The organism is Streptomyces sp. NPDC053427 (assembly GCF_044544985.1).
Classification (GTDB): Bacteria; Actinomycetota; Actinomycetes; order Streptomycetales; family Streptomycetaceae; genus Streptomyces.
The window spans coordinates 191,431-211,054 of record NZ_JBITYA010000013.1 but is presented as its reverse complement, the minus strand read 5'-3'; the positions used below and the strand labels follow the sequence as shown (position 1 = coordinate 211,054).

The window sequence follows — 19,624 nt, the reverse complement described above, 5'->3', positions numbered from 1 at the left end:
TGCCGGGCCGCCGCGAGGAGGGGACCCGAAGAAAGAATCCACGGACAGAAAACCCGGGCCCCATGGTGCGTCGGCGCTCCCGGAGGGCGGCCGCAGGCGCCGAACGGGACTGCCGAGCGGCCCGCCGCCGGGCCCGGCACGCCCCGCGTTCTGGCGCAGTCCGCTGCGCGGGCCCTGGCTCACGTCGGTGTTCGGGCTCGTTCTGCTGGTCGGCATCACCGTGCTGTTCGTGACCGGGCTGCTGTCCTACGCCGCCTACAACCCCGATCTGGCGCCGGGCAACGACCACACGCCGAACAAGGGCTGGTTGGGCTTCTACCTCTTCTCCTGGCCGACCAGCCCTTCCTGGCTCTACCGCCTGACCCAGGGAGTTCATGTCACGCTCGGCGTGGTGCTGATCCCGGTCCTGCTGGCGAAGCTGTGGTCGGTCATCCCGAAACTGTTCTCGTGGCCGCCACTGCGTTCGCCGAGCCAGGCGCTGGAGCGGCTCTCCTTGCTGCTTCTCGTGGGCGGGGCGCTGTTCGAGTTCGTCACCGGCGTGCTGAACATCCAGCTGCACTACATTTTCCCCGGCTCCTTCTACACCCTGCATTTCTACGGTGCCTGGGTGTTCATCGGCGCCTTCATCGTGCACATCGCCTTCCGCATCCGCACCATGTCCAGGGCCCTGCGCAGCCGCCGATGGCGCACCGAGCTGCGTACCCCGGCCGCGCGTACCCGGACCGAACCCGCCGACGACACCGGGCTGGTGACCCCGAACCCGGCGCCGCCCACCATGTCGCGCCGCGGTGCGCTCGGCCTGGTCGGGGCCGGCTCGCTCGGACTGCTCGTCGTGACGGCAGGCCAGAGCATCGGCGGGTCCCTGCGCAGGACCGCGCTGCTCGCTCCGCACGGACGGGAGCCCGGCCAGGGACCCAACGGCTTCCAGATCAACAAGACCGCCGCCGCCGTCGGCATCCGCGCCCGCGACATCGGCCCCGACTGGAGGCTCGTCGTACGCGGGGGCGGCCGGGAGCTGACCCTCACCCGCGAACAGGTGCTGGCCCTGCCGCAGCACACGGCCGCGCTGCCCATCGCCTGCGTGGAGGGCTGGTCCACCGACGACCAGCACTGGAGCGGCGTACGGCTGTCCGAACTCGCGGCCCGGGTCGGACTGGCGCGGCGCCCGCCGGGCGTGTTCGTGGAGTCCGCGCAACGCGGCGGCGCCTTCAGCTCGACCCATCTGCGCGACAACCAGGTGCGCAATTCCCGCTCGCTGCTCGCGCTGCGGGTCAATGGCGCGGATCTGTCCGAGGACCACGGCTATCCGGCCCGGATCATCGTTCCGGCCAACCCCGGCGTGCACAACACCAAATGGGTCACCCGACTCACCTTCGGAGCGGTCGGAGAAGCGTCATGAAAGGGCTGCGGGAGCGCTACGGGGCATCCCCGCTCCACCTCCTGCTCGTGCTGTGCTCCTTCGCTCTGGCCGCTTATGCGGGCGTCCGGTTGCTGACGGGCGACACGCTCGGCGTCGTCGTCTGGTTCGTCGGCGCCGCGCTCCTGCACGACCTGGTCCTCCTGCCGCTCTACACCGTCACCGACCGTGCCGTGCAAGGGATTCTCGGGCGTCGCAGGACGACGGGGGAACGGTCTCTGCCGGCGGCAGGCCGGATCAACTACGTTCGGGTTCCCGCCTTCGTGGCTCTGCTGCTGCTTCTGGTCTGGTACCCGCTCATCCTGGACCGGGTCCCGGGTTATCCGTCGTACACCGCCCTGTCGGCCGACGTGTTCTGGGGCCGCTGGCTGCTGATCACCGCCGCCCTCTTCGCGGCCTCCGCGCTCTGCCTGATGGCCGCCCTGTGGCGTACGCACGCGCCTCGGACGGGTCCCGGACGGACCCGGCGGTTGCGCCGCCGAAGGGCCCCGGCCGCCGGCCGGAAGAGGTGAGGCGGCCGGTTCCCTGCGACAACCGAACGGAATGCACGCCTTCCCCGAATGCTTCTGCACCCGAGTGCCCCGAACGTGACAGCGGAGACACGATGCCCCGTGCACTTGAACGGCCCACACCGATCGTCCCGGCGGCGGGGAGACCCGTGCCCGGCCGGGCCGGAACCCGCCCCACCCCCCGCGGTGAACGCACCGCGGCGGCGTCGCGCCGTCCTGCGAAGGCGCCCTCCCGGTGAGCACCGAAGAGCACGCGCCGGGACAGCCGTCGGGCGCCGACCCCGGGCATGAGGACCCGTATGCGCACGCGCTGAAGGACGGTCATGGCCCCCTCCACATGCGCCGTACGGACGGTGGAGTCCTGTCCTCGGAGGTGGACCGCTGGTGCGCCGCGCCGGACCCCGCCGACATGAGCGTCCTGCGGCGCTGCGAGGGGGCGGTCCTCGACATCGGCTGCGGACCGGGGCGCCTGGTCACCGCGCTCGGCGCGCTCGGCCATGTCGCGCTCGGTATCGACATCAGCCGCACCGCGGTCGCGCGGACCGCCGACACCGGGGGAGCTGCGCTGTGCCGGTCCGTCTTCGAACGCCTTCCCGGCGAAGGGCTCTGGAACACCGCGCTGCTCATGGACGGCAACATCGGGATCGGCGGTGACCCGCCGGCCCTCCTGGAGCGAATCGGAGGCCTCGTGGCGCCCGGCGCAAGCCTGCTGCTGGTCGAAGCGGCCGCCCGTGACGTCGACGAACATCTGCATGTGCGGTTCGACGACGGCCGCGGCCATCTCGGCCCGCCCTTCCCCTGGGCCCGTGTCGGCGTTGCCGCGCTGCGCCGCAAGGCAGCGGCCACCGGCTGGCATCCGGGCGACCACTGGGCGGTCGGCGACCGGCACTTCCTCGAACTGCGGCGGCGCTCCGGCGCTCGTCCGGCACGCGGGCGCGGACAAGGCTCGGCGAGGCCGCGGTAGAGGCGTCGTGCGCGCGGGCGCGGCCCCCGTCCGGTCCCCGGGCCGTCCGGCGCCCGGCCGCTCGGCGACAGAGGTCACCAGCCGGTCAGCAGCAGATGGTTGACCAGCAGCGCGAGCGCGCCCTGCCCGGCCAGCCACCAGCACTGCGCCCGCCGGGGCAGCAGCGCGCAGGCAGGCAGCAGCCAGACCGCGAAGGGCAGCCAGATCCGCTCGGTCTCCGCCTTGCTCATGCCGGACACATTCGCGAGCAGCATCGTGCACAACGCCGCGCCGACCAGCACGGACAGCGCGCCACGCCCGGTCGGCGACGCGCGCCGCATCCCCCGCACGGCCGGCCGCAGCGGGCCGGCGGCGCGGCGCAGCCCCGCGACCGTGGCCAGGCCCACCGTCAGCACCTGGGCGGCAAGATTGGCCCAGACGAAATAGCCGTACGGGCGTACCTTCGCGGCCCCCTGGTAGTAGCGCTCGACGAGGGTCGTATAGCCGTCGAGCCACCAGAAACCTGCGGCGGTGAAGGCCACCACCCACGGCAGCACCCCCACAACCAGGTACGGAAGCGGGCGGGCCGACCGGGCGAGGAGCAGCACGCAGGCGCCGAGCACGACGAGGACGGTCAGACCGTAGGAGAGGTACCAGGCGAGTCCCACCAGCAGGCCGGCGCCCAGAGCGGCGAGCCGCGGAACCCGCGTGCCGCGGGTGGCCGCCAGCGCGAGCAGCGCGATCGCCCAGGCCGAGACACCGGCGAAGTAGCCGTCGGCACTGACGCCGATCCACACCGCCGCCGGAGCCGGCACCAGGAACGGGGCCGCCCGCCGGGCCAGTTGCTCACCGCACAGCGCCCGGACGGTCACCACGACCGCGGCGGCGAAGGACGACCCGACGGTGATGCACCAGGCCGCCGCCCAAGCGCCGCCACGCAAGCCGATACGGTCCAGGCCCACGAATGTCAGCAGCGCGCCCGGCGGATGACCGGCCACATGCGCCGGCCAGATGTGCGGCGAGCCGACCAGGATGTGATGGGTGAAGTCCCGGAGAAAGGCGGGCACATCGCGTACGGCGTCCACGGACTGCAGGTACTCCAGGCTGGTGGTCAGCCGCTCGGCGACCCCGCGCCCCCAGCCGTCCACGAGCGCCAGCGACCACGTCCAGGCCATCGCCGCGCCCCACACGGCCGGCACCAGCACCCGCCACGACAGGCGCCGGGCGGCCAACGGGCCGTAGACGGCCACCAGCGCGGCGACCGCAAGCGCCGCCGGCGTCCCGGGCCCCACATGCGGCAGCCACCACGCGTACAGCGGAGGCCACCCCAGCCGCAGAATGCCCTCCGAACCGTAGACGGTCCTGTTGAGGACTCTCCCGATGACCACCGCCAGGACGAACAGCACGACCGCGGCCCCCACCGCCCACAGATCGCGGCGCCACTCCCGCTTCCGCGCACCGACCGTCACCGGCCCACCGTAGGTCAGGACGACGGGCCGTTCGCCGACCTATGGGTCGACACCACGTAGCGGTGCTCGGGGTTCTCGTGGTCGTGGCGGCAGCCGGCCGTCCCACGCGGTGCGCCGGTTCCCGTAGGCGGGAATGCCGCCGGTGTCCTTGAGGGTCCTGCCGGGCCCGTACGGAGACCGGCGGGGATGACGGGCCGCCGGACCGGCCCGGGTCGGACTGTCACACCGGGCGGTTACGCTGCCGTTCGCCGCGGCATCGGCCGCTGCGCCTCCCGGTCCGTCAGGAGTTCCCGCCATGGCTCGTACGACCCCGCCGCGTCCCGTCGACGTGGAGGTGTTGTTCCCCGAAGTCGCCGCCTATCGCAAGGACGCCGTCCGGTTGCATCCGCGGGCCGGGCAGCCGGGGGTGCGGGACAGCTCGTTGGGCGGGCCGCTGCTGTGGCCGCAGGCAACGCCCTGGCCGCACTGCGACGACGATCACCCGCGCACGGCCTTCGCCCCGCCCGAGACGGGCGGCGCCCTGCCCCTCGTGCCCGTGCTTCAGCTGTTCTCGGCCGACGTGCCCGAGCTGCCCTTCCCCGCCGGCACGGACGTCCTGCAGATGCTGTGGTGCCCCTTCGACCACGAGCACGGCTACGTCCCGCGTCCGGAGCTCTACTGGCGGGACAGCGCCGCGTGCGACGAGGAACCCGCCGAGCCGCCCCGGCCGGCCGGCGCCGCCGACGACTACCTCCCCGACCCGTGCGTACTGCATCCGGAGCGGGTCACCGAGTACCCGAACTGGGATCTGCCCGAGGAGCTCGCCGAAGCACTGGAGGAGCGATTCGAACGCCTTGAGGAGGAGACCGGCTGGTCCTACTGGTCGCATCTGTCGGTGGCCGACGGAGTCAAGGTCGGCGGATACCCCACGTGGACCCAGGAACCGTTCTGGCCCGACTGCCCGAACTGCGGTCGGCGCATGGACCACTTGCTCACGGTGAACAGCGCGGAGTTCGACGGCGAGAGCTGGCGAACCTGGCTGCCCCTGGAGGACACACCCGCCGTCGGCACCGTCCTCGACCTTCCGTACGAGTCACGCACCCGGATCCAGTGCCCGCCCCAGCTGATGCTCGGCGACATGGGCGGCATCTACCTCTTCGACTGCCGGCGATGCCCCGACCGGCCCTACGCCTACCACTCCGACTGCTCGTAAGGCATGGCGCGGCCGGCGGCGTCCCCCGACCGCAGCCCGCCAACAGGCGCCGGGCGCCCGCGGTCGGCAGGGTGGAGGCATGAGCGACGCACCGTGGCCCCGCATCGTGGTACACCCCCCGGCCCCCGGAGGCCGCCGCCACGTCGTGCGACGCCTGGGCGCCGGACTCCTGCACCATGCGCAGGCCCTGCCCGACCACATTGCGCTGACCATCGGGCGGCGCGAGTACACCTACCAGGAGGTCGCGCACACCGCCCGGCGGTGGGCGGCGCTGCTCGTCGAGGCAGCCGGGCCCCGGCCGCGGCGGGTCGGTGTGCTGGCCTCTCGCAGCGAGGCCGCGTATCTGGGGGTGGCCGCCGCGCTGTTCGCCGGAGCGGCCTTCGTCCCGCTCAACCGGGAGCTCCCCCTGCGGCGGACCCGGACCATGCTGGAGCAGTCCGAGGTCGACGCGCTGATCGTCGACGAGGCGTCGCTGCCCCAACTGCCCGACCTGCTGCGAGGCCTGCCGCGGCGGCCGGCCGTGCTGCTGCCCGACAGCCTGCGCGCCGACGTCCCCGGTCTCGTCGGCGTCCCGGATCCTGGCGCCGGCCCGGTCCTGGACGCGGCCGATGTCGCGGCTGCCGCCCCGCTGAAGCGGCTGCCCGACGTCGGCCACGACGACCCGGCGTATCTGCTCTTCACCTCGGGCAGCACCGGTGAGCCCAAGGGAGTCCCGGTCACCCACTCCAACGTCCGGTCCTTTCTCGACACGAACCAGGACCGCTATCGGCTGACACCCGACGACCGGCTCACGCAGATCGGCGACCAGACCTTCGACCTGTCGGTCTTCGACCTCTTCATGGCCTGGGAGAACGGGGCGCGGGTCTGCGTGCTGGACCCCGCTGAGGTGCTGGCGCCCTTTTCCTACCTGGAGCGCAATGGGATCACCGTCTGGTTCTCGGTGCCCTCGGTCGCCGCGGCGCTGCGCCGGCGGGGCGTGCTCACGCCCGGGTCGATGCCCACCCTGCGCTGGAGCCTGTTCTGCGGCGAGGCGCTGCCCAGGGCCTCCGCCGAGGCCTGGCAGGCGGCCGCGCCCGGATCGACCGTGGAGAACCTGTACGGCCCGACCGAGCTGACCATCGCCTGCACGGTCCACCGCTGGGACCCGCGGACGAGTCCGGCGCAGTGCGTGCACGACAACGTGCCGATCGGGCAGCCGTACCCCGGCCTCCATACGCTGATCGTGGACGAGGGCCTGGCTCCGGTCGCGGACGGGGCCACCGGCGAACTGTGCGTGGCCGGCCCCCAGACCACGCCCGGCTACTGGCGGGCGCCCGGGCCGACCGCCGAGCGCTTCTTCGCACGCGAGGGCAGGACGTACTACCGCACGGGGGACCTGGTGCGGCTGCACCACGGCCAGTTGGTCTGCATCGGTCGCAACGACCAGCAGGTCAAGGTCGACGGTTACCGGATCGAACTGGGTGAGATCGAAGCGGTCCTGCGCCGGTCCGGAGCGGTGGAGGCCGTGTGCCTGATGTGGCCGGACCCGGGGACGATCACCGCCGTGATGTCCGGGGTGGCGGATCCGGCCGCGGTGGCCGCGGCGTCTGCGGCGAGCCTGCCGCCGTACATGGTGCCCACGTCGGTGCACGCCGTCGCGACCATGCCGGTGAACGCGAACGGCAAGGTGGACCGCAACGCGCTGCGCCGCTGGCTGGACGACCGGGCCGCCGGTCCGCAACCCCTGGAGCCGACGGGAACGGCAACTCCTGCGGACGGCGCATGACCTCAAGGTGGCAGTCAAGGCCCACCATGGTGTGAGCCGTTGTCAGCCACCCCGCGCTACCGCAACCACTCCGGCCATTCTGGGCGGTACGGTCCACGGACCTCGGGCGACATGCATTCGAATGGCGCTGCACTTATTTTCATGCTGCAAGAACGCTCTTTCGAGGGACGGTAAAGCCCTGGTCACGGGGCTAGGATCGACGACACCCCATGACCCCGTGCAATTTCACGAATGCGTGCAAGCGCGTGCCGGGTTCAGCGGGTTCCGTGTACGGATGGCCGGCGCTACGGCCACTGGCGCCGGTCGGGAACGAAAGGGCGGATGCACATGGCGGAGTACGGAAATGGCGTGTCGGCGAGCGCAATCGAGGCCGTCACATGGGTGAAGGCAAAGGCGAGCGACCCGTACCACGACTGCGTTGAAATTGCACGGCTGGATGACGGCGAGGTGGCCGTTCGGAACTCCCGATTCCCGGATGGTCCGGCCCTGGTGTTCACGCGTTCGGAGGTGGCTGCTTTTCTCGACGGCGCGCGGAAGGGCGAGTTCGACGGCCTCGCTGTCTGAAATTCGTCATACAAGGGTGGTTGTGCCCACCCTGTCTCCTCATGCTGCGATGCTGTGTAGTGATTCGCTGGCATAAGAGGAGCAAGAGTGATGGACGGGGTCCTGGGCGTTGTTGCGGACGGCGGCGAAGGGCCGGCTCATCCACCGGCTGCCGCAGGAATGGTGCTTGGCAACCACCTGCGGCAGCTGCGGGAAGACCGCGGACACCGCATGACGGATGTGGTGGCCGCCGGTGTTATCGGATCCGTGTCCACGCTGAGCCGATATGAGACCGCGAAGACGCCCTTCCAGGAAGAGGCCGTCGTCGCCCTCCTCAAGTTCTACGGAATCACGGATGCCGGTGAGCTGGCGGACCTCTGCGAACTGGTACGCCAGTCCCAGGCCAAGCAGTGGTGGGCCGGGTTCCGTGATGTCGTGCCCGGTTGCTTGGACCGTCTGTTCAGCATGGAGACCTCGGCGGAAGAAATCCGCACCTACCAGGGATTCTTCGTCCCGGGGCTGCTGCAGACCGCGGACTACGCGCGTGCGGTGATGAAGGCGCCCTTTCGGAAGCCGGCCAATGAGCGCGCCGTCAGGGAGAGCGAACGGCGCATCGGACGAAGGCTGGCGGTACGTCTCCGGCGTCAGCATTTGCTCGATCAGCCTGACGCTCCCCACTATTACGCGCTGCTGGACGAGAGCATCCTGAACAAGCCGACGGGTGGCAGAGCCGTCATGCGTGGACAGCTCCGCCAGCTGTACAACCTCGCGGAGAACAAGGAGCGGATCAGTATCCGCATTCTCCCGTTCGCCGCCGCCGAACACGCCGCCGCCCCGACGTCTTCCATCACCCTGCTGAAACACCCGCCGGCACACGGAGGCGACATGGTCTACGTGGAGGCGACGGTCCAAGGCGTCACGTACATCAACGACGTCGATGAGATGGAGGCGCACCGGGCGGCCCTCGACGACCTGTGGACGCTGGCCGTCGGCAAGAAGCAGACCCTGGAACTGCTCCAGCAGTACATCGACCGGCTCGCCGACACCGACTGAGGCATACGGACCCAAGGCGTACGGACTCAAGGGGGACGCACTCACGAGGCGCGCACTCACGGGGCACGCACTCACGGGATGCGGGCCACGCCGCCGTACTCGATCCATTCGTGGCTGGCCTGCCGCGGAGACAGGTCGGTGTCCGGGTACCACTGCGACACTTCCACGGGATTGTCGGCCTTCTCCAGCTTCAGTCCGTCGAAATAGCGGTCCACCTCGTCGAAGGAACGGACCCGCCCCCATGCGCCACCGGTCGTCTCGAGCATGAAGTCGGTGGCCCTCTCCCGCAACGTCGGGTCGTCGCTGGCGAGTTGGGAAATCACCAGATAACTGCCGGCCGGCAGGCGGTCCGCCACATCCCGGATGAGCCGCCAGGGATCACTGCTGTCGGGAATGCAGTGCAGCACGGACACGAACAGCGCCGCGACCGGTTCGTCGGGTCGGATGAGCCGGCCCACTTCCTCGCTCGCGAAGATGGCGGCGGTGTTCCGCATATCCGCCTCTATGACGGAGGTCGTGGTGAGGTTTTCCTCGAGCATCATGCGGCCGTGGGCGAGGACGATGGGGTCGTTGTCGACGTAGACGACCCGCGCCGCCGCGTCGACTTCCTGCGCGACCTGGTGGACGTTGGGGTGGGTGGGCAGGCCGGAGCCGTGGTCGATGAATTGCCGAATCCCGCACTCGGCCGCGAGATAGCGCACCGAACGAATGAGGAACGCCCTGTTGTTCAGCGCGAGTTCCCGTGTGCTCGGCGCGATCCGGAGGAGTTCCGCGCACGCCTCCCGATCGGAGGCGTAATTGTCCGTCCCGCCGAGCAGATAATCGTACATTCTAGCTACGCTGGGTTCGCTGACGTCGATGGAAATGTGGTTCTCCCCGCGTCGTATTTCCGCGCCGCATTTCCCTGTGGAAGGCGCAGGTTCCCTGGTGGAGTAAGTGGCCCATGCTAGGGCTGAGGCTCTCGCATGGGCCAGCCTCCCGACTACTCACCGTCACCTGTCGTGAGGTGCGTCGACTGCTTTGGGCCAGGGAAACACGCGGACAAGCGCACTGGCGCAGGCATTGCTCCTGGTTTATGTGCGCGCATATGACAGGGGAAAGGGTGCCGGATGCGCCATGCGCCGCATTGCCGACCGCAGGACTCCCGCCATTTCCCTGTCGCCGATCCCCATGAGATCTGCCGCTTGATCCATCGACAGGCCCAGGCGATAACGCAGGACCAGGGCATCGGCCTGACGCCTGGGCAGGATCCGATGGAGCCCGCCGCCGCCCTGGTCCCGCGTCCCGGCGGCGGTCCGATGGGCGAGCAGCCCCCACGAGACGGCGGCGGGCGAAGCGCTCTGCAAAGCCTGCAACCACACCGTCGCCAGGTCCCTCAGGGCGGCTTGGACCAGCTCCTGGCCTACTCTGCGGCATCCCGCTCGGGCCGAGGCGTAGCGGATGTAAACGTCCCGTCGAAGGGTGCAGAACGCGGTGTAGGAGAGCGGCATGTCGGCCAAGGGCCGGGCGTCCGGTGCCCGGCTCGCCGCAAGGCGGCTCGGCGTGGCCAGGCCGCTGACGGGCGGCGCCGCAAGGGTGGGGCCCGGATCTTGGGGCCGTGATGCGCGGACGGCGGGGTTCTCACTGCTCTCGGGCAGCATCAAGAGCTCCCTCGGGGAGGCGGGCCCGTGTGCGGTCCGTAAGGCCCACCGGAGTTCTTTTCACGATGGCCGAAACCTGACTACACGTTTGCCCATCCGGTCGATGGCCCGGCGGCGTCCAACAGCGGTGAACGAGGTACCCCTTCGTACGCTCATCGTTCCCTGTGGTCCCGGGCCTGGAGGTGTTGTCCGCGCATGGCGCGGAGAGGGGCCGGCGGCCGCGAGCGGGGCACTGCTGTCGGCGCACCGCGGTGCGCCGACAGCAGTGACGGTGTTACATGCGCCGGATCCGCAGATACGTGATTCCGGACCGGTCCAGCCACGCCATGGGCGGCACCGCCAGGAAGACCTCCGCCGGCAGCGCGAAGCCCCGCCATGCGACGGTGGCCGCAATCGCGGTGAGCAGCACGGAAACCCATCGCACGGTGAAGGCAAAAATGCTCACCACGGCCGTTTGCGCCAGGGCATAAAGCGGAATGCTAGGGTCGGAAAACGCCGGAAGCCGACGAGTCCGCTTCCGGTGTGCGTGTTCGGTCAACTCGGTCTCCTTCAAGGTTGGTTGAACGGACGCGTAAAGGGCTTCGAGTCAGGCGACCAACCACTCGAAGCCCTTCTTGCTGTCCGGACTCGCAACGTAACCAGTGGCCCCTCCTTCCCGCCACCAGCACAAGCCCCGTGAAAACGGAATGATCTTGTTCCGTGAGGTGAGGTGTTGACGTGCAACTAGCCATATTTAATGGCCCACTGTTGCGTCACTTCGATCAAGGTCGTTCAATGGCGATAATTCTGAGGCGAGATGGGTGCCGCGGCGTTGCATGCCGTCCAAGGAATGGCCCCGCTGCCGTCACTCGAAAGGACTAGTTTCACGCCGCGGATCTCCGGCACGTGTGCAAATGCACCGGCTGGTGCCGGGGGAGGGGGCCGTAAAGGGTCCCGGTGCCGTATGCCGTCGATCGGCTGCCGAGGTGTCCACGACGGCGATCGGCCCGGCTTCCCGGCCGCTGGTGACAGCGGCTGAAGCCGGGCCCACATGCTCTGTCTTCGCCTTCCGGTCGTCATCCCGGATGATGCACCGTCCCCGCCCGGCCGAACGCCCAGCGGCTACTCCGAAGCGCGGCCGGGGACGGCCGGCATGCGAGGGTGAACGGGCGGTCGGCGGGCCCGGACCCGTTCAGACCAGCTTGGGGAGCAACAGCTCGACATCCTCCGGCGACAGCTCGATGCCGAAGACGTCGGCCAGCACCTTCGGCACCTCGTTCGGTTCCAGCTCACGGGTCTCCGGCGGTCCCGGCACCCCCGGCCTGACGGTGGTGAGCAGACGGTTGTCCAGGAGGTGCAGCCGGTCCGCATGCACGCGCTGCACGAAGACGCGGTCGCTGAAGGGCGAGTGCGGGCTGCTGGCACCGAAGTGGTTCGACACCCGGAGGTCGACGGGGTACTGCGGGTTGAGCGTGAAGGTGTACCGGATCATCCAGCCGTCGCCGGTGTTGTCGACCTGGCCGGTGCCTTCCCGCGTGGGCTGGTAGAGGGCCCAGCCGTCGACGCCGGGGGTGACTTCCTGCCGCCGCAGCCGGTACGCCCATACGCCGTCCGCCGCATCCGTCGCCTCGGTCAACTCGATGGGCTCCAGCGGACCGGCCCCGAACCCTATGTCGCTCAGCCAGCGGCTTCCTTCCAGCTCCACGACCACCATGGCGTGCGACTCGGCCCTGACCTTGGTCTCGCCCATCTGCACCCGCCCCTGGACCACGAAGAACCGGAAGCCGAGGCGCTCCAGGGCCGCCGCGTAGAGGGTGACGTGCTCGTAGCAGGTCCCGCCGCGCGGGTTGCCGATCAGCTTGGCCTGGAGCGAGGCGAGGTCGAGCGGGCGGTACTTGCGCAGCACCGCCTCCAGATTTTCCCAGCGCACGGAGAGTGCATGCGCCCGGTGCAGCGCACGCAGCGTCGCAAGGGAGGGGGAGCGGTCCCCCTCATATCCGAGGTGCGCCAGATAGGCGTCGAGGTCGAGTGCGTCGCCGTGCCACATGCGGAAGGTCTCCTCGCGTCATCACGTCAATTGTCGAAATACGTACGACGTTTGGAGCGATCTCTTCCGCGGCGCTATTCCGTCCCGGCCCTCGGCCATTGGTCCTCGGACTTCGGTCCTAAGCCGTAGCCCGTAGCCCGCAACCCGGGGCCCGAAGGCGCGCCCGGCTCTGATCGCCCGAGGCGGTCGGGGCGGCGGAACGCACCGGGGGGATGGCGGCCGCAGGGGGCGCTCATGCCGACGCCGCACGAGGCGCGGCAGCTGCTCTTCGGGCAACTGGTGGAATTCCGGCCCGCCGCCGGCTCAGTACCCCACCGGCCGCACCACACCCGTTTCATAGGCGAAGACCGCGGCCTGGGTGCGGTCGCGCAGCCCCAGCTTGACCAGGATGCGGCTCACATGGGTCTTCACGGTCTGTTCGGCCACCACCAGGCGTTCCGCGATCTCGGCGTTCGACAGGCCCTGGGCGATCAGGGACAGCACCTCGGTCTCGCGTTCCGTCAGGTGGGCGACGCGGTCCTTGAGCGGGGTGCGGGGCGAGCCGGACAGCCGGGAGAACTCGGTGATGAGGCGTCTGGTGATGTTGGGGGCGAGGAGGGCGTCGCCCGCCGCCACCACCCGTACCGCATGGGCCAGTTCGGCGGCCGAGGCGTCTTTGAGGAGGAAACCGGAGGCTCCGGCGCGGAGCGCCTCGTAGACATACTCGTCGAGGTCGAAGGTGGTCAGGACGAGGACCTTGACGGTGGTGCCGGCGGCGCCGGTGGAGCCGACGGGCCCGGTGATGCGGCGGGTGGCCTCGATGCCGCCCAGCTCGGGCATGCGGATGTCCATCAGGACGACGTCGGGGCCGAGTTCGGCGACCTTGGCGACGGCGTCGTTGCCGTCCACGGCCTGGCCGACGACCTGGATACCGGGTTCGGCGTTGAGCAGCACCGTGAAGCCCTGCCGGACCATCATCTGGTCGTCGGCGATCAGCACGCGGATGGGAGGGGCGGTCGTCATCGGGTGTCCTCAACCGGATCGGCGGGGAAGGAGGGGGCGAGGGGTGCGGCGGAGGGCCGGGTGGGAAGCGCGGCGGTCACCTCGTAACCGCCCTCCGGGGTGGGGCCGGTGGCCAGTTCACCGCCCAGCATGGCGGCGCGTTCGCGCATGCCGAGCAGGCCGTGGCCGGCGCCCGGGGAGGGCGGGGCCGGGCGGTCCGGGGCGGTATTGGTGACGCGGACCGTGAGGCTGGTGGCGCGGTGGCCGATTTCCACCCGTACCTGCGCTCCGGGTGCGTGGCGTATGGCGTTGCTGAGGGCCTCTTGGACGATGCGGAAGGCGGACAGTTCGATCCCCGGGGCGAGGGGGACCGGGTCTCCGGTGGTCTCGGTGGTCACCGTGAGACCGGCCGCGCGGACGTTGGCGACCAGCTCTTCCAACTGGCCGAGGGTGGGTTGCGGGGCGTGCCGCGCGCTCTCCGGAAGGGCGTCCTCGGAGCGCAGGACGCCGAGGACGCGGCGGAGTTCGGTCAGCGCGTCGACCGCGTTCTGCCGGATCCCGGTGAGGTTCTCCTTGAGCTCGTCCGAGGGGTTGTCGGCCAGGTGGGGGGCCACCTGCGCCTGGATGGAGATGACCGACATGTGGTGGGCGACCACATCGTGCAGCTCGCGGGCGATCCGGTTGCGCTCCTCGAGGAGGGTGCGCCGGGCCCGTTCCTCGGCGGTGAGTTCCTCCTGCGCGACCAGCTCCGTACGGGCCACCTGCCGACCGCGGAGCAGGGCCCCGACGAGGACCGAGAGCGCGAGGACGGCGACGGGGACGAGCGGGTCCTGGGGGACACCGGAGATGACCGCGCCGCAGAACAGCCCCAACAGCACGGTGATCACGAGTGCTTCGAACGCGATCCGGGGGCGGACTCGCAGCGCCAGCAGGAACAGCACCCCGGCCTGGAGGGCGAGTCCGCTGCCGGTCCAGGGGAAGAGCGTGGGGACGGACGGGGGCGTCGGCGTCGCCGCTGTGACCACGACCGTGACCAGCATCGTTGCCCACCAGGCCGGTACCGGCCGGAACAACGCGGCCACGAGCGCCGCCGCACCGATCGTGGCGAGCAGCATGCTGAACGGGAGGCTCATCCCGAGGCGGACGGTGTAGTCGTTCGTATGGATGACGAGCAGGAACGCCGTGGGTATCAGCAGCGGCACCACGATCGCCGGTCGCCAGTCCAGCCAGCGCGGGCGCCGGGCCGTGCGCGGCGAGGGATCGCCGGTCGCGTTCGTCCACAGGTCCTCGCGCAGATTGCCCGGCACCGCTCGCAGCGCCCGCGCAAGCCGCGTCGCCCTGTCCCCCCGTTCCATGGCGGTCAGCCTAGACACGCCGCACCTCCGCCGTACGCGCGGGATGCCCCTCGCGTACGACCCGGCTCGTCGTCCGCGGCCGCCGCTGTTCGTACGTATGGAACGCGGCCCAGCAGATCAGCAGCGCCGTGGCGAACACCGGCAGCCACGCCAGCCGGGCGAGCAGCCAGACCGGACCGTCGGGGACGGTGTGCAGGCCGGGCAGCGGGTGGCCGGCGAGCAGCCCGAGTGCTGTCACGGCCATCATCGAGGTCTGGTGCCAGAGGAAGATGGTCATGGCGGAGAGGTTCGCCAGGGCCACCGCCGCCCAGATGGCGGGGCGTTGCAGGATCCGGCGGAGTGGGCCCAGGAGCAGCAGGGCCGCGCCGCACTGGGTCAGGCCGAAGGTGACGGCGGCCAGGGTCGGCGGGTTGAGGTTGGAGATCTGGGCGCCGGGCACTCCGACCATCGACGCGGGATAGCCGGCGAACAGGACCAGAAGGGCGGTGGCCGCCGCGCCGCCGAGCAGCAGTACCCATCCGGTGGTACGGCCTCCCAGCGTGCCCCGCGCCCAGGCCGCGCCCAGGCAGTACGGCACCAGCCAGCCCGCCGCCAGATTGATCCAGCCGAGCCAGGCCGGGCCGCCGAGGCCGAAGCGGAGGAGGTCGACGTGCAGGACGACGGCGAGTGGCCAGAGGGGATGCACGGCCCGGGCGAGCGGGGTTGCGGCCGTCAGCGCGGCGAAGACCAGCAGGAACCAGAGGGGGGACAGCACCAGTTTGAGGAGGGTGTACAGGCTCTCGAGGCCCACCCCGGAGGCGAGCATCGCGCCCGCCGCCACGGTCCACACCACCAGTACGGCGGCGACCGGCCGGAACAGCCGGTTCAGCCGGGTGCCGAGCCATCGCCGGTACGCCGTACCCCGGGCGCGGGCCGCCGCGTAGCTCTTCGCGGCCATCTGCCCGCCCACCAGGAAGAACACGGCCAGGGTTTGGAACACCCAGGTAACCGGGGCCAGTTGGGGCATGTCCTGGAGCGGGCTGGCGCCGTGCACCGTGCCGCTGTCGGAGATCAGGGCGGTCACCAGCCAGTGGCCGAGCACCACGCCGAGGATGGCCCATGCGCGCAGGGCGTCGACGGCGCGGTCGCGGCCGGGCGGGGTCGCGGCGTCGATCCGCCGGACGAACTCACGCATGACGGCCTCCGACGGTCGGCGATGCCGTTCCGGAGGCGATACGGGCGATGTTCTTCAGGGCGGTGGAGCCGGGGGCGAGGTAGTGGCTGTGGTCGGTGTCGCCCGCGTCGAAGGTGCGGGCACCGAATTCCTTCGCCGTCGGATCCGTGCCGAATCCCAGGGTGAAGAAGGGGAGTTGGATGCTGGCGTGGGGTACGTGGGCGATCCAGTCGCGGCCGCCCCGGCCCGCCCAAACGGTCGCACGGGTGCCCAGCGCCCGGACGCTGTCGGCGCCGATGCCGGGGCTGCCGTACAGGACGATGTCCGCGGCCCGCAGGCCCTCGGCGGCCCGGCCGCAGACCACGGAACCGTAGGAATGGCACAGGAGGGAGATTCCGGCGGTGGGCAGCGCGACGTTCAACTCGCCGATGAAGGAACGGAGTTGAGGGGCCGCGTCGTCGGCCAGGCCCGGTGTCAGCGCCTCGGGGCTCACCGTGCCCGGCGTCGGGTAGCCGAGCCAGGCGATGACGGCGGACCGCCCGCTCATCTCGTTCCGGAGCGCCACCGCGCCGGCCCGGAAGCGCTCGTAGGTATCGAGGTTGGTGTCCGAGCCCGGCACCAGAACGGCGATCCGCTCGGCGCCCGAGAGGTCGCCGAACACCTCGGCGGTGCGCCCGCCGTCGCGGCCGTCGAAGGTGAGGAAGTGGCGTGTCGGAGCCGCCATGGTGTGCAGCGCCGCGGCCCGCCGGTGGTCGCCGTGGCCGGCGGCCATCTGCTCGGCCGCCCGGATGCCGGCGCGGGTGGCGGCGTAACGGGCGTCCAGGGCGGCGGGGCTGGTGGCCCGCAGCGGGCCGAGGGAGGCCGGAACGGGCGCCGGGACGGCCGCGGGGCGGGCCGCACCCGACACCGGCACGGCCACCGAAGCGGCGACGAGCGCGGCGAGCAGGGTGCGGCGCAGGCGACTGCTGCGCTGGCGGGACGCCATGGCGGATGGTCCTTCCGTCCGTACGGGATGTCTTTCGTTCCTGCGGTACGGACGGTATGGACGGCGTCGTGTGGTCGGCGTCCCACCGGAGTGTGCACTTGCCGAGTAGTCCTGGAGTACTACGGGTAGGGGGTAGGGGCTTCCCTGCCGGAACTCGCGTACGAGGTCGCGCGTAGGCGAGGTCGCGCGTCCGGCGACGAGTGGTCAGCCGGGCGTCGGGCGTACCCGGCCGGGCGTCGGGTGTCCCGCCGGTGCGGAGCCGGGGCCCCGGCCCGTTGTCAGTGGGCCGGGGGATGATTGCGGCATGACCGAAAGCATCGAGGAAATGCTCGCCGACGACATCAGGACCGAGGAGCATGCGCGGGCCAATGTGGTGGCCTTGCTGTCCGAGCTCGCCGAACGCGGATGCGAGGAACCCTCCGCTTTTCTCGACGACGGATATGCGGACGGCTCACAGCCCGGAAGTTTCCACTTCCCCTTCGAGTGCCCGCAGGGGTACGAGGGGGATCTCGTGATGCCGGGCGTCCCTCTCGCGCTGGTGAAGGAAGCGGCCGCGGACGGCCGATGGGCACCGCTGCACAACGACATTCCCTACGCCTGGGCCGACCTCGTGGCGGAGCTCGCCTCGTTCGACGCGGCCCGACGCACGATCTGGTCGAACGTGGGCCTGCTGACGGACGAACTCATCCGGCGGGGGTTGGGGATCCGGCCCGATGACGTCGACGTCGACGTCGACGCGAGCGGCGACTCCTGGGTGACGCACATCGTCGCCGTGGACGGGCGCGGGATCCGCGTCTCCGTGCCGGACGTGGCGGTGGGCCCGGGGCTGTCCCAGGTGATGTACGTGGAAGGCTTTCCGCATGCCTGGGAGGCGGCGCTGGAGGCGATATTCGCCGCCGCCGGGCGGACGATGAAGGGCTGACGACGGCGGGCCCGGCGCCGGTCGTGCGTCACCGGCGGTGCGGCGGCGCAACCGGCGCACCGTCCCCGAGCTCAGGCCCCGCGGATCAGGTCCGCGCACTTCTCCCCGATCATCATCGTCGTGATGCAGGGATTCACCGTCGTCAGGAGCGGCATCACCGAACCGTCGGCCACGCGTAGCCCCGTGACGCCCTTGACGCGCAGCTGCGGGTCGAGCGGCGCGGCCGGGTCGTTGGCGGCGCCCATCTGGACCGTACAGGCGGGGTGGTAGACGGTGTTGTGGGTGGTGCGGATGTAGTCGAGGAGGTCGGCATCGGAGCGGGCCGCGGCGCCCGGGGCGAGTTCGGTGCCCGCCCAACTCGCCATGGGGGACTGCGAGATGATCTCGCGGGCGAGGCGCAGGCCATAGGTCATGACGCGTACGTCGTGTTCCTCGGTGAAATAGCGCGGGTCGACCTTCGGCTTGTCGCGGAAGTCGCGGGTGCGCAGCCGTACGGTGCCGCGGGAGCGGGCATGGGTGACGTTCGGGGTGAGGCAGAACGCGTTCTCGGAGGTGGGGTAGCCGCGGCGGTAGGTGTTCATGTCGAAGGGCACCGAACCGTAGTGGAACATCAGGTCGGGGCGGTCGAGGCCGGGCTCGGTGGCGGTGAAGATGCCGATCTCCCACCACTGGGTCGAGGTGGTGACCATGGGCTGCTTGGCCTCCCACATGATCACGCCCTCGGGGTGGTCCTGGAGGCCGCTCCCGACGCCGGGCGAATCGACGAGCGGGTCGATGCCGGTGGCGCGGAGGTGGGCGGCGGGCCCGATGCCCGAGAGCATCAGCAGCTTCGGGGTGTCGATGGCACCGCAGGAGACGACAACTTCGCGCCGCGCGGCGACGGTACGGGTGTGGATCAGGTCGGGGGAGAGGTAGTCGACGCCGGTGCAGCGCAGGGTGGGGTCGAAGACGAGGCGCTTGGCCTGGATGCCGGTACGGACGTCGAGGTTGCGGCGATGGCCCATGACGGGGTGGAGGTAGGAGACCGAGGCGGAGGAGCGGGTGCCGTCGGGGCGACAGTTGATCTGGAACCAGTGCGCGCCGCGGACGACGGTTTCGCCGGTGTTGAACGGGGTGGTGGGGAGGCCGGCCGCCGCGCAGGCCTCCAGCAGCGCGACGCCGCACGGGTCCCGGGGCGGGACGGTCCGCAGCGTCACCGGGCCGTTGCGGCCGTGGTGATCGCCGGGCGCGTCATTGCTCTCCAGACGCTGGTAGAGCGGGAAGCAGTCGGCCGCGCTCCAGCCCGTACAGCCCAGCGCGGCCCATTCGTCGAGATCCTCGGCGGGTGCCCAGAACGCGATGCAGGAGTTGTGGGACGAGCAGCCGCCCAGCACCTTGGCGCGGGCGTGGCGCATGAAGCTGTTGCCGTTCTCCTGCGGTTCGACGGGATAGTCCCAGTCGTAGCCCGATTCGAGCAGCGCCATCCACTGCTCCAGCCGGAGGACGTTGGGGTCGTCGACATCGGACGGTCCCGCCTCCAGTACGCAGACGCTGACGTCCGGGTCCTCGCTGAGCCGGGCCGCCACGACCGCGCCGGCCGTACCGCCGCCGACCACGACGTAGTCGAATTCGTCCACCTGGGCCTGTTGGGGCATGGCGCCGTCTCCAGATCGGGGTCGAAGGATCAGGAAG

The 19,624-nt window shown here is 70.7% G+C and carries 18 protein-coding genes; 8 read left to right on the top strand and 10 right to left on the bottom strand.

The features are described 5' to 3' along the window. Positions 1 to 109: 109 nt before the first annotated feature. The 3 genes from ACIGWZ_RS32430 (at position 110) to ACIGWZ_RS32420 (ending at position 2,890) form a co-directional block, all read left to right on the top strand. Positions 110 to 1,399 (top strand): molybdopterin-dependent oxidoreductase, encoded by a 1,290-nt coding sequence (locus ACIGWZ_RS32430; protein WP_400070472.1) that lies wholly within the window; start codon positions 110 to 112, stop codon positions 1,397 to 1,399. After that, entirely contained in the window at positions 1,396 to 1,929 is a 534-nt protein-coding gene (locus tag ACIGWZ_RS32425; RefSeq protein ID WP_400070301.1) for a hypothetical protein, read from the top strand. The genes ACIGWZ_RS32430 and ACIGWZ_RS32425 overlap by 4 nt, the downstream gene beginning before the upstream one ends. 232 nt (positions 1,930 to 2,161) lie before the next feature. After that, positions 2,162 to 2,890, top strand: coding sequence for a methyltransferase domain-containing protein (locus tag ACIGWZ_RS32420; RefSeq protein ID WP_400070300.1), 729 nt, complete (start codon positions 2,162 to 2,164; stop codon positions 2,888 to 2,890). Between the two features lie 74 nt (positions 2,891 to 2,964). Here the strand turns inward: ACIGWZ_RS32420 and ACIGWZ_RS32415 are convergent, their stop codons facing one another. After that, on the bottom strand, positions 2,965 to 4,338 hold the full coding sequence (locus tag ACIGWZ_RS32415) for a hypothetical protein (RefSeq protein ID WP_400070298.1): 1,374 nt from the start codon (positions 4,336 to 4,338) through the stop codon (positions 2,965 to 2,967). Between the two features lie 295 nt (positions 4,339 to 4,633). On the opposite strand from ACIGWZ_RS32415, the gene ACIGWZ_RS32410 reads away from it, so the two are divergent. From ACIGWZ_RS32410 to ACIGWZ_RS32395, 4 genes are all read left to right on the top strand, one after another. Next, positions 4,634 to 5,530, top strand: a complete 897-nt coding sequence (locus ACIGWZ_RS32410; RefSeq protein WP_400070297.1) for a DUF1963 domain-containing protein — start codon at positions 4,634 to 4,636, stop codon at positions 5,528 to 5,530. A gap of 79 nt (positions 5,531 to 5,609) precedes the next feature. Then, entirely contained in the window at positions 5,610 to 7,295 is a 1,686-nt protein-coding gene (locus tag ACIGWZ_RS32405) for an amino acid adenylation domain-containing protein (protein ID WP_400070295.1), read from the top strand. A gap of 327 nt (positions 7,296 to 7,622) precedes the next feature. Continuing rightward, complete coding sequence (locus ACIGWZ_RS32400; RefSeq protein ID WP_400070293.1) at positions 7,623 to 7,859, top strand: DUF397 domain-containing protein; 237 nt, start codon at positions 7,623 to 7,625, stop codon at positions 7,857 to 7,859. 90 nt (positions 7,860 to 7,949) lie between these two features. Beyond that, positions 7,950 to 8,891 (top strand): helix-turn-helix domain-containing protein, encoded by a 942-nt coding sequence (locus tag ACIGWZ_RS32395; RefSeq protein ID WP_400070291.1) that lies wholly within the window; start codon positions 7,950 to 7,952, stop codon positions 8,889 to 8,891. Positions 8,892 to 8,962: 71 nt separating this feature from the next. Here the strand turns inward: ACIGWZ_RS32395 and ACIGWZ_RS32390 are convergent, their stop codons facing one another. The 8 genes from ACIGWZ_RS32390 to ACIGWZ_RS32355 all read right to left on the bottom strand — a co-directional run bounded on the left by ACIGWZ_RS32390 (position 8,963) and on the right by ACIGWZ_RS32355 (position 17,031). Continuing rightward, entirely contained in the window at positions 8,963 to 9,751 is a 789-nt protein-coding gene (locus ACIGWZ_RS32390) for an SAM-dependent methyltransferase (protein ID WP_400070470.1), read from the bottom strand. Between the two features lie 213 nt (positions 9,752 to 9,964). Next, positions 9,965 to 10,531, bottom strand: a complete 567-nt coding sequence (locus ACIGWZ_RS32385; RefSeq protein ID WP_400070289.1) for a hypothetical protein — start codon at positions 10,529 to 10,531, stop codon at positions 9,965 to 9,967. A 274-nt stretch (positions 10,532 to 10,805) separates the two neighbouring features. Then, positions 10,806 to 11,069, bottom strand: coding sequence for a hypothetical protein (locus ACIGWZ_RS32380; protein WP_400070287.1), 264 nt, complete (start codon positions 11,067 to 11,069; stop codon positions 10,806 to 10,808). Positions 11,070 to 11,702: 633 nt separating this feature from the next. Continuing rightward, positions 11,703 to 12,557: an arylamine N-acetyltransferase gene (locus ACIGWZ_RS32375; RefSeq protein ID WP_400070286.1), complete on the bottom strand. Its 855-nt coding sequence runs from the start codon at positions 12,555 to 12,557 to the stop codon at positions 11,703 to 11,705. A gap of 303 nt (positions 12,558 to 12,860) precedes the next feature. Next, positions 12,861 to 13,559: a response regulator gene (locus ACIGWZ_RS32370; RefSeq protein ID WP_400070285.1), complete on the bottom strand. Its 699-nt coding sequence runs from the start codon at positions 13,557 to 13,559 to the stop codon at positions 12,861 to 12,863. Continuing rightward, positions 13,556 to 14,893, bottom strand: coding sequence for a sensor histidine kinase (locus tag ACIGWZ_RS32365; RefSeq protein WP_400070284.1), 1,338 nt, complete (start codon positions 14,891 to 14,893; stop codon positions 13,556 to 13,558). The genes ACIGWZ_RS32370 and ACIGWZ_RS32365 overlap by 4 nt, the downstream gene beginning before the upstream one ends. A 10-nt stretch (positions 14,894 to 14,903) precedes the next feature. Beyond that, positions 14,904 to 16,067 carry an acyltransferase gene (locus ACIGWZ_RS32360; RefSeq protein ID WP_400070283.1) on the bottom strand — a complete coding sequence of 388 codons (1,164 nt, stop codon included), beginning with the start codon at positions 16,065 to 16,067 and terminating at the stop codon, positions 14,904 to 14,906. Then, positions 16,060 to 17,031, bottom strand: coding sequence for an alpha/beta hydrolase (locus tag ACIGWZ_RS32355; RefSeq protein ID WP_400070282.1), 972 nt, complete (start codon positions 17,029 to 17,031; stop codon positions 16,060 to 16,062). Before ACIGWZ_RS32355 ends, ACIGWZ_RS32360 begins: the two co-directional genes overlap by 8 nt. 304 nt (positions 17,032 to 17,335) lie before the next feature. Between ACIGWZ_RS32355 and ACIGWZ_RS32350 the strand changes: the two genes are divergently transcribed. Then, positions 17,336 to 17,953, top strand: coding sequence for a hypothetical protein (locus ACIGWZ_RS32350; RefSeq protein WP_400070281.1), 618 nt, complete (start codon positions 17,336 to 17,338; stop codon positions 17,951 to 17,953). 71 nt (positions 17,954 to 18,024) lie between these two features. Here the strand turns inward: ACIGWZ_RS32350 and ACIGWZ_RS32345 are convergent, their stop codons facing one another. After that, entirely contained in the window at positions 18,025 to 19,587 is a 1,563-nt protein-coding gene (locus ACIGWZ_RS32345; protein WP_400070280.1) for a GMC family oxidoreductase, read from the bottom strand. Between the last annotated feature and the right edge of the window lie 37 nt (positions 19,588 to 19,624).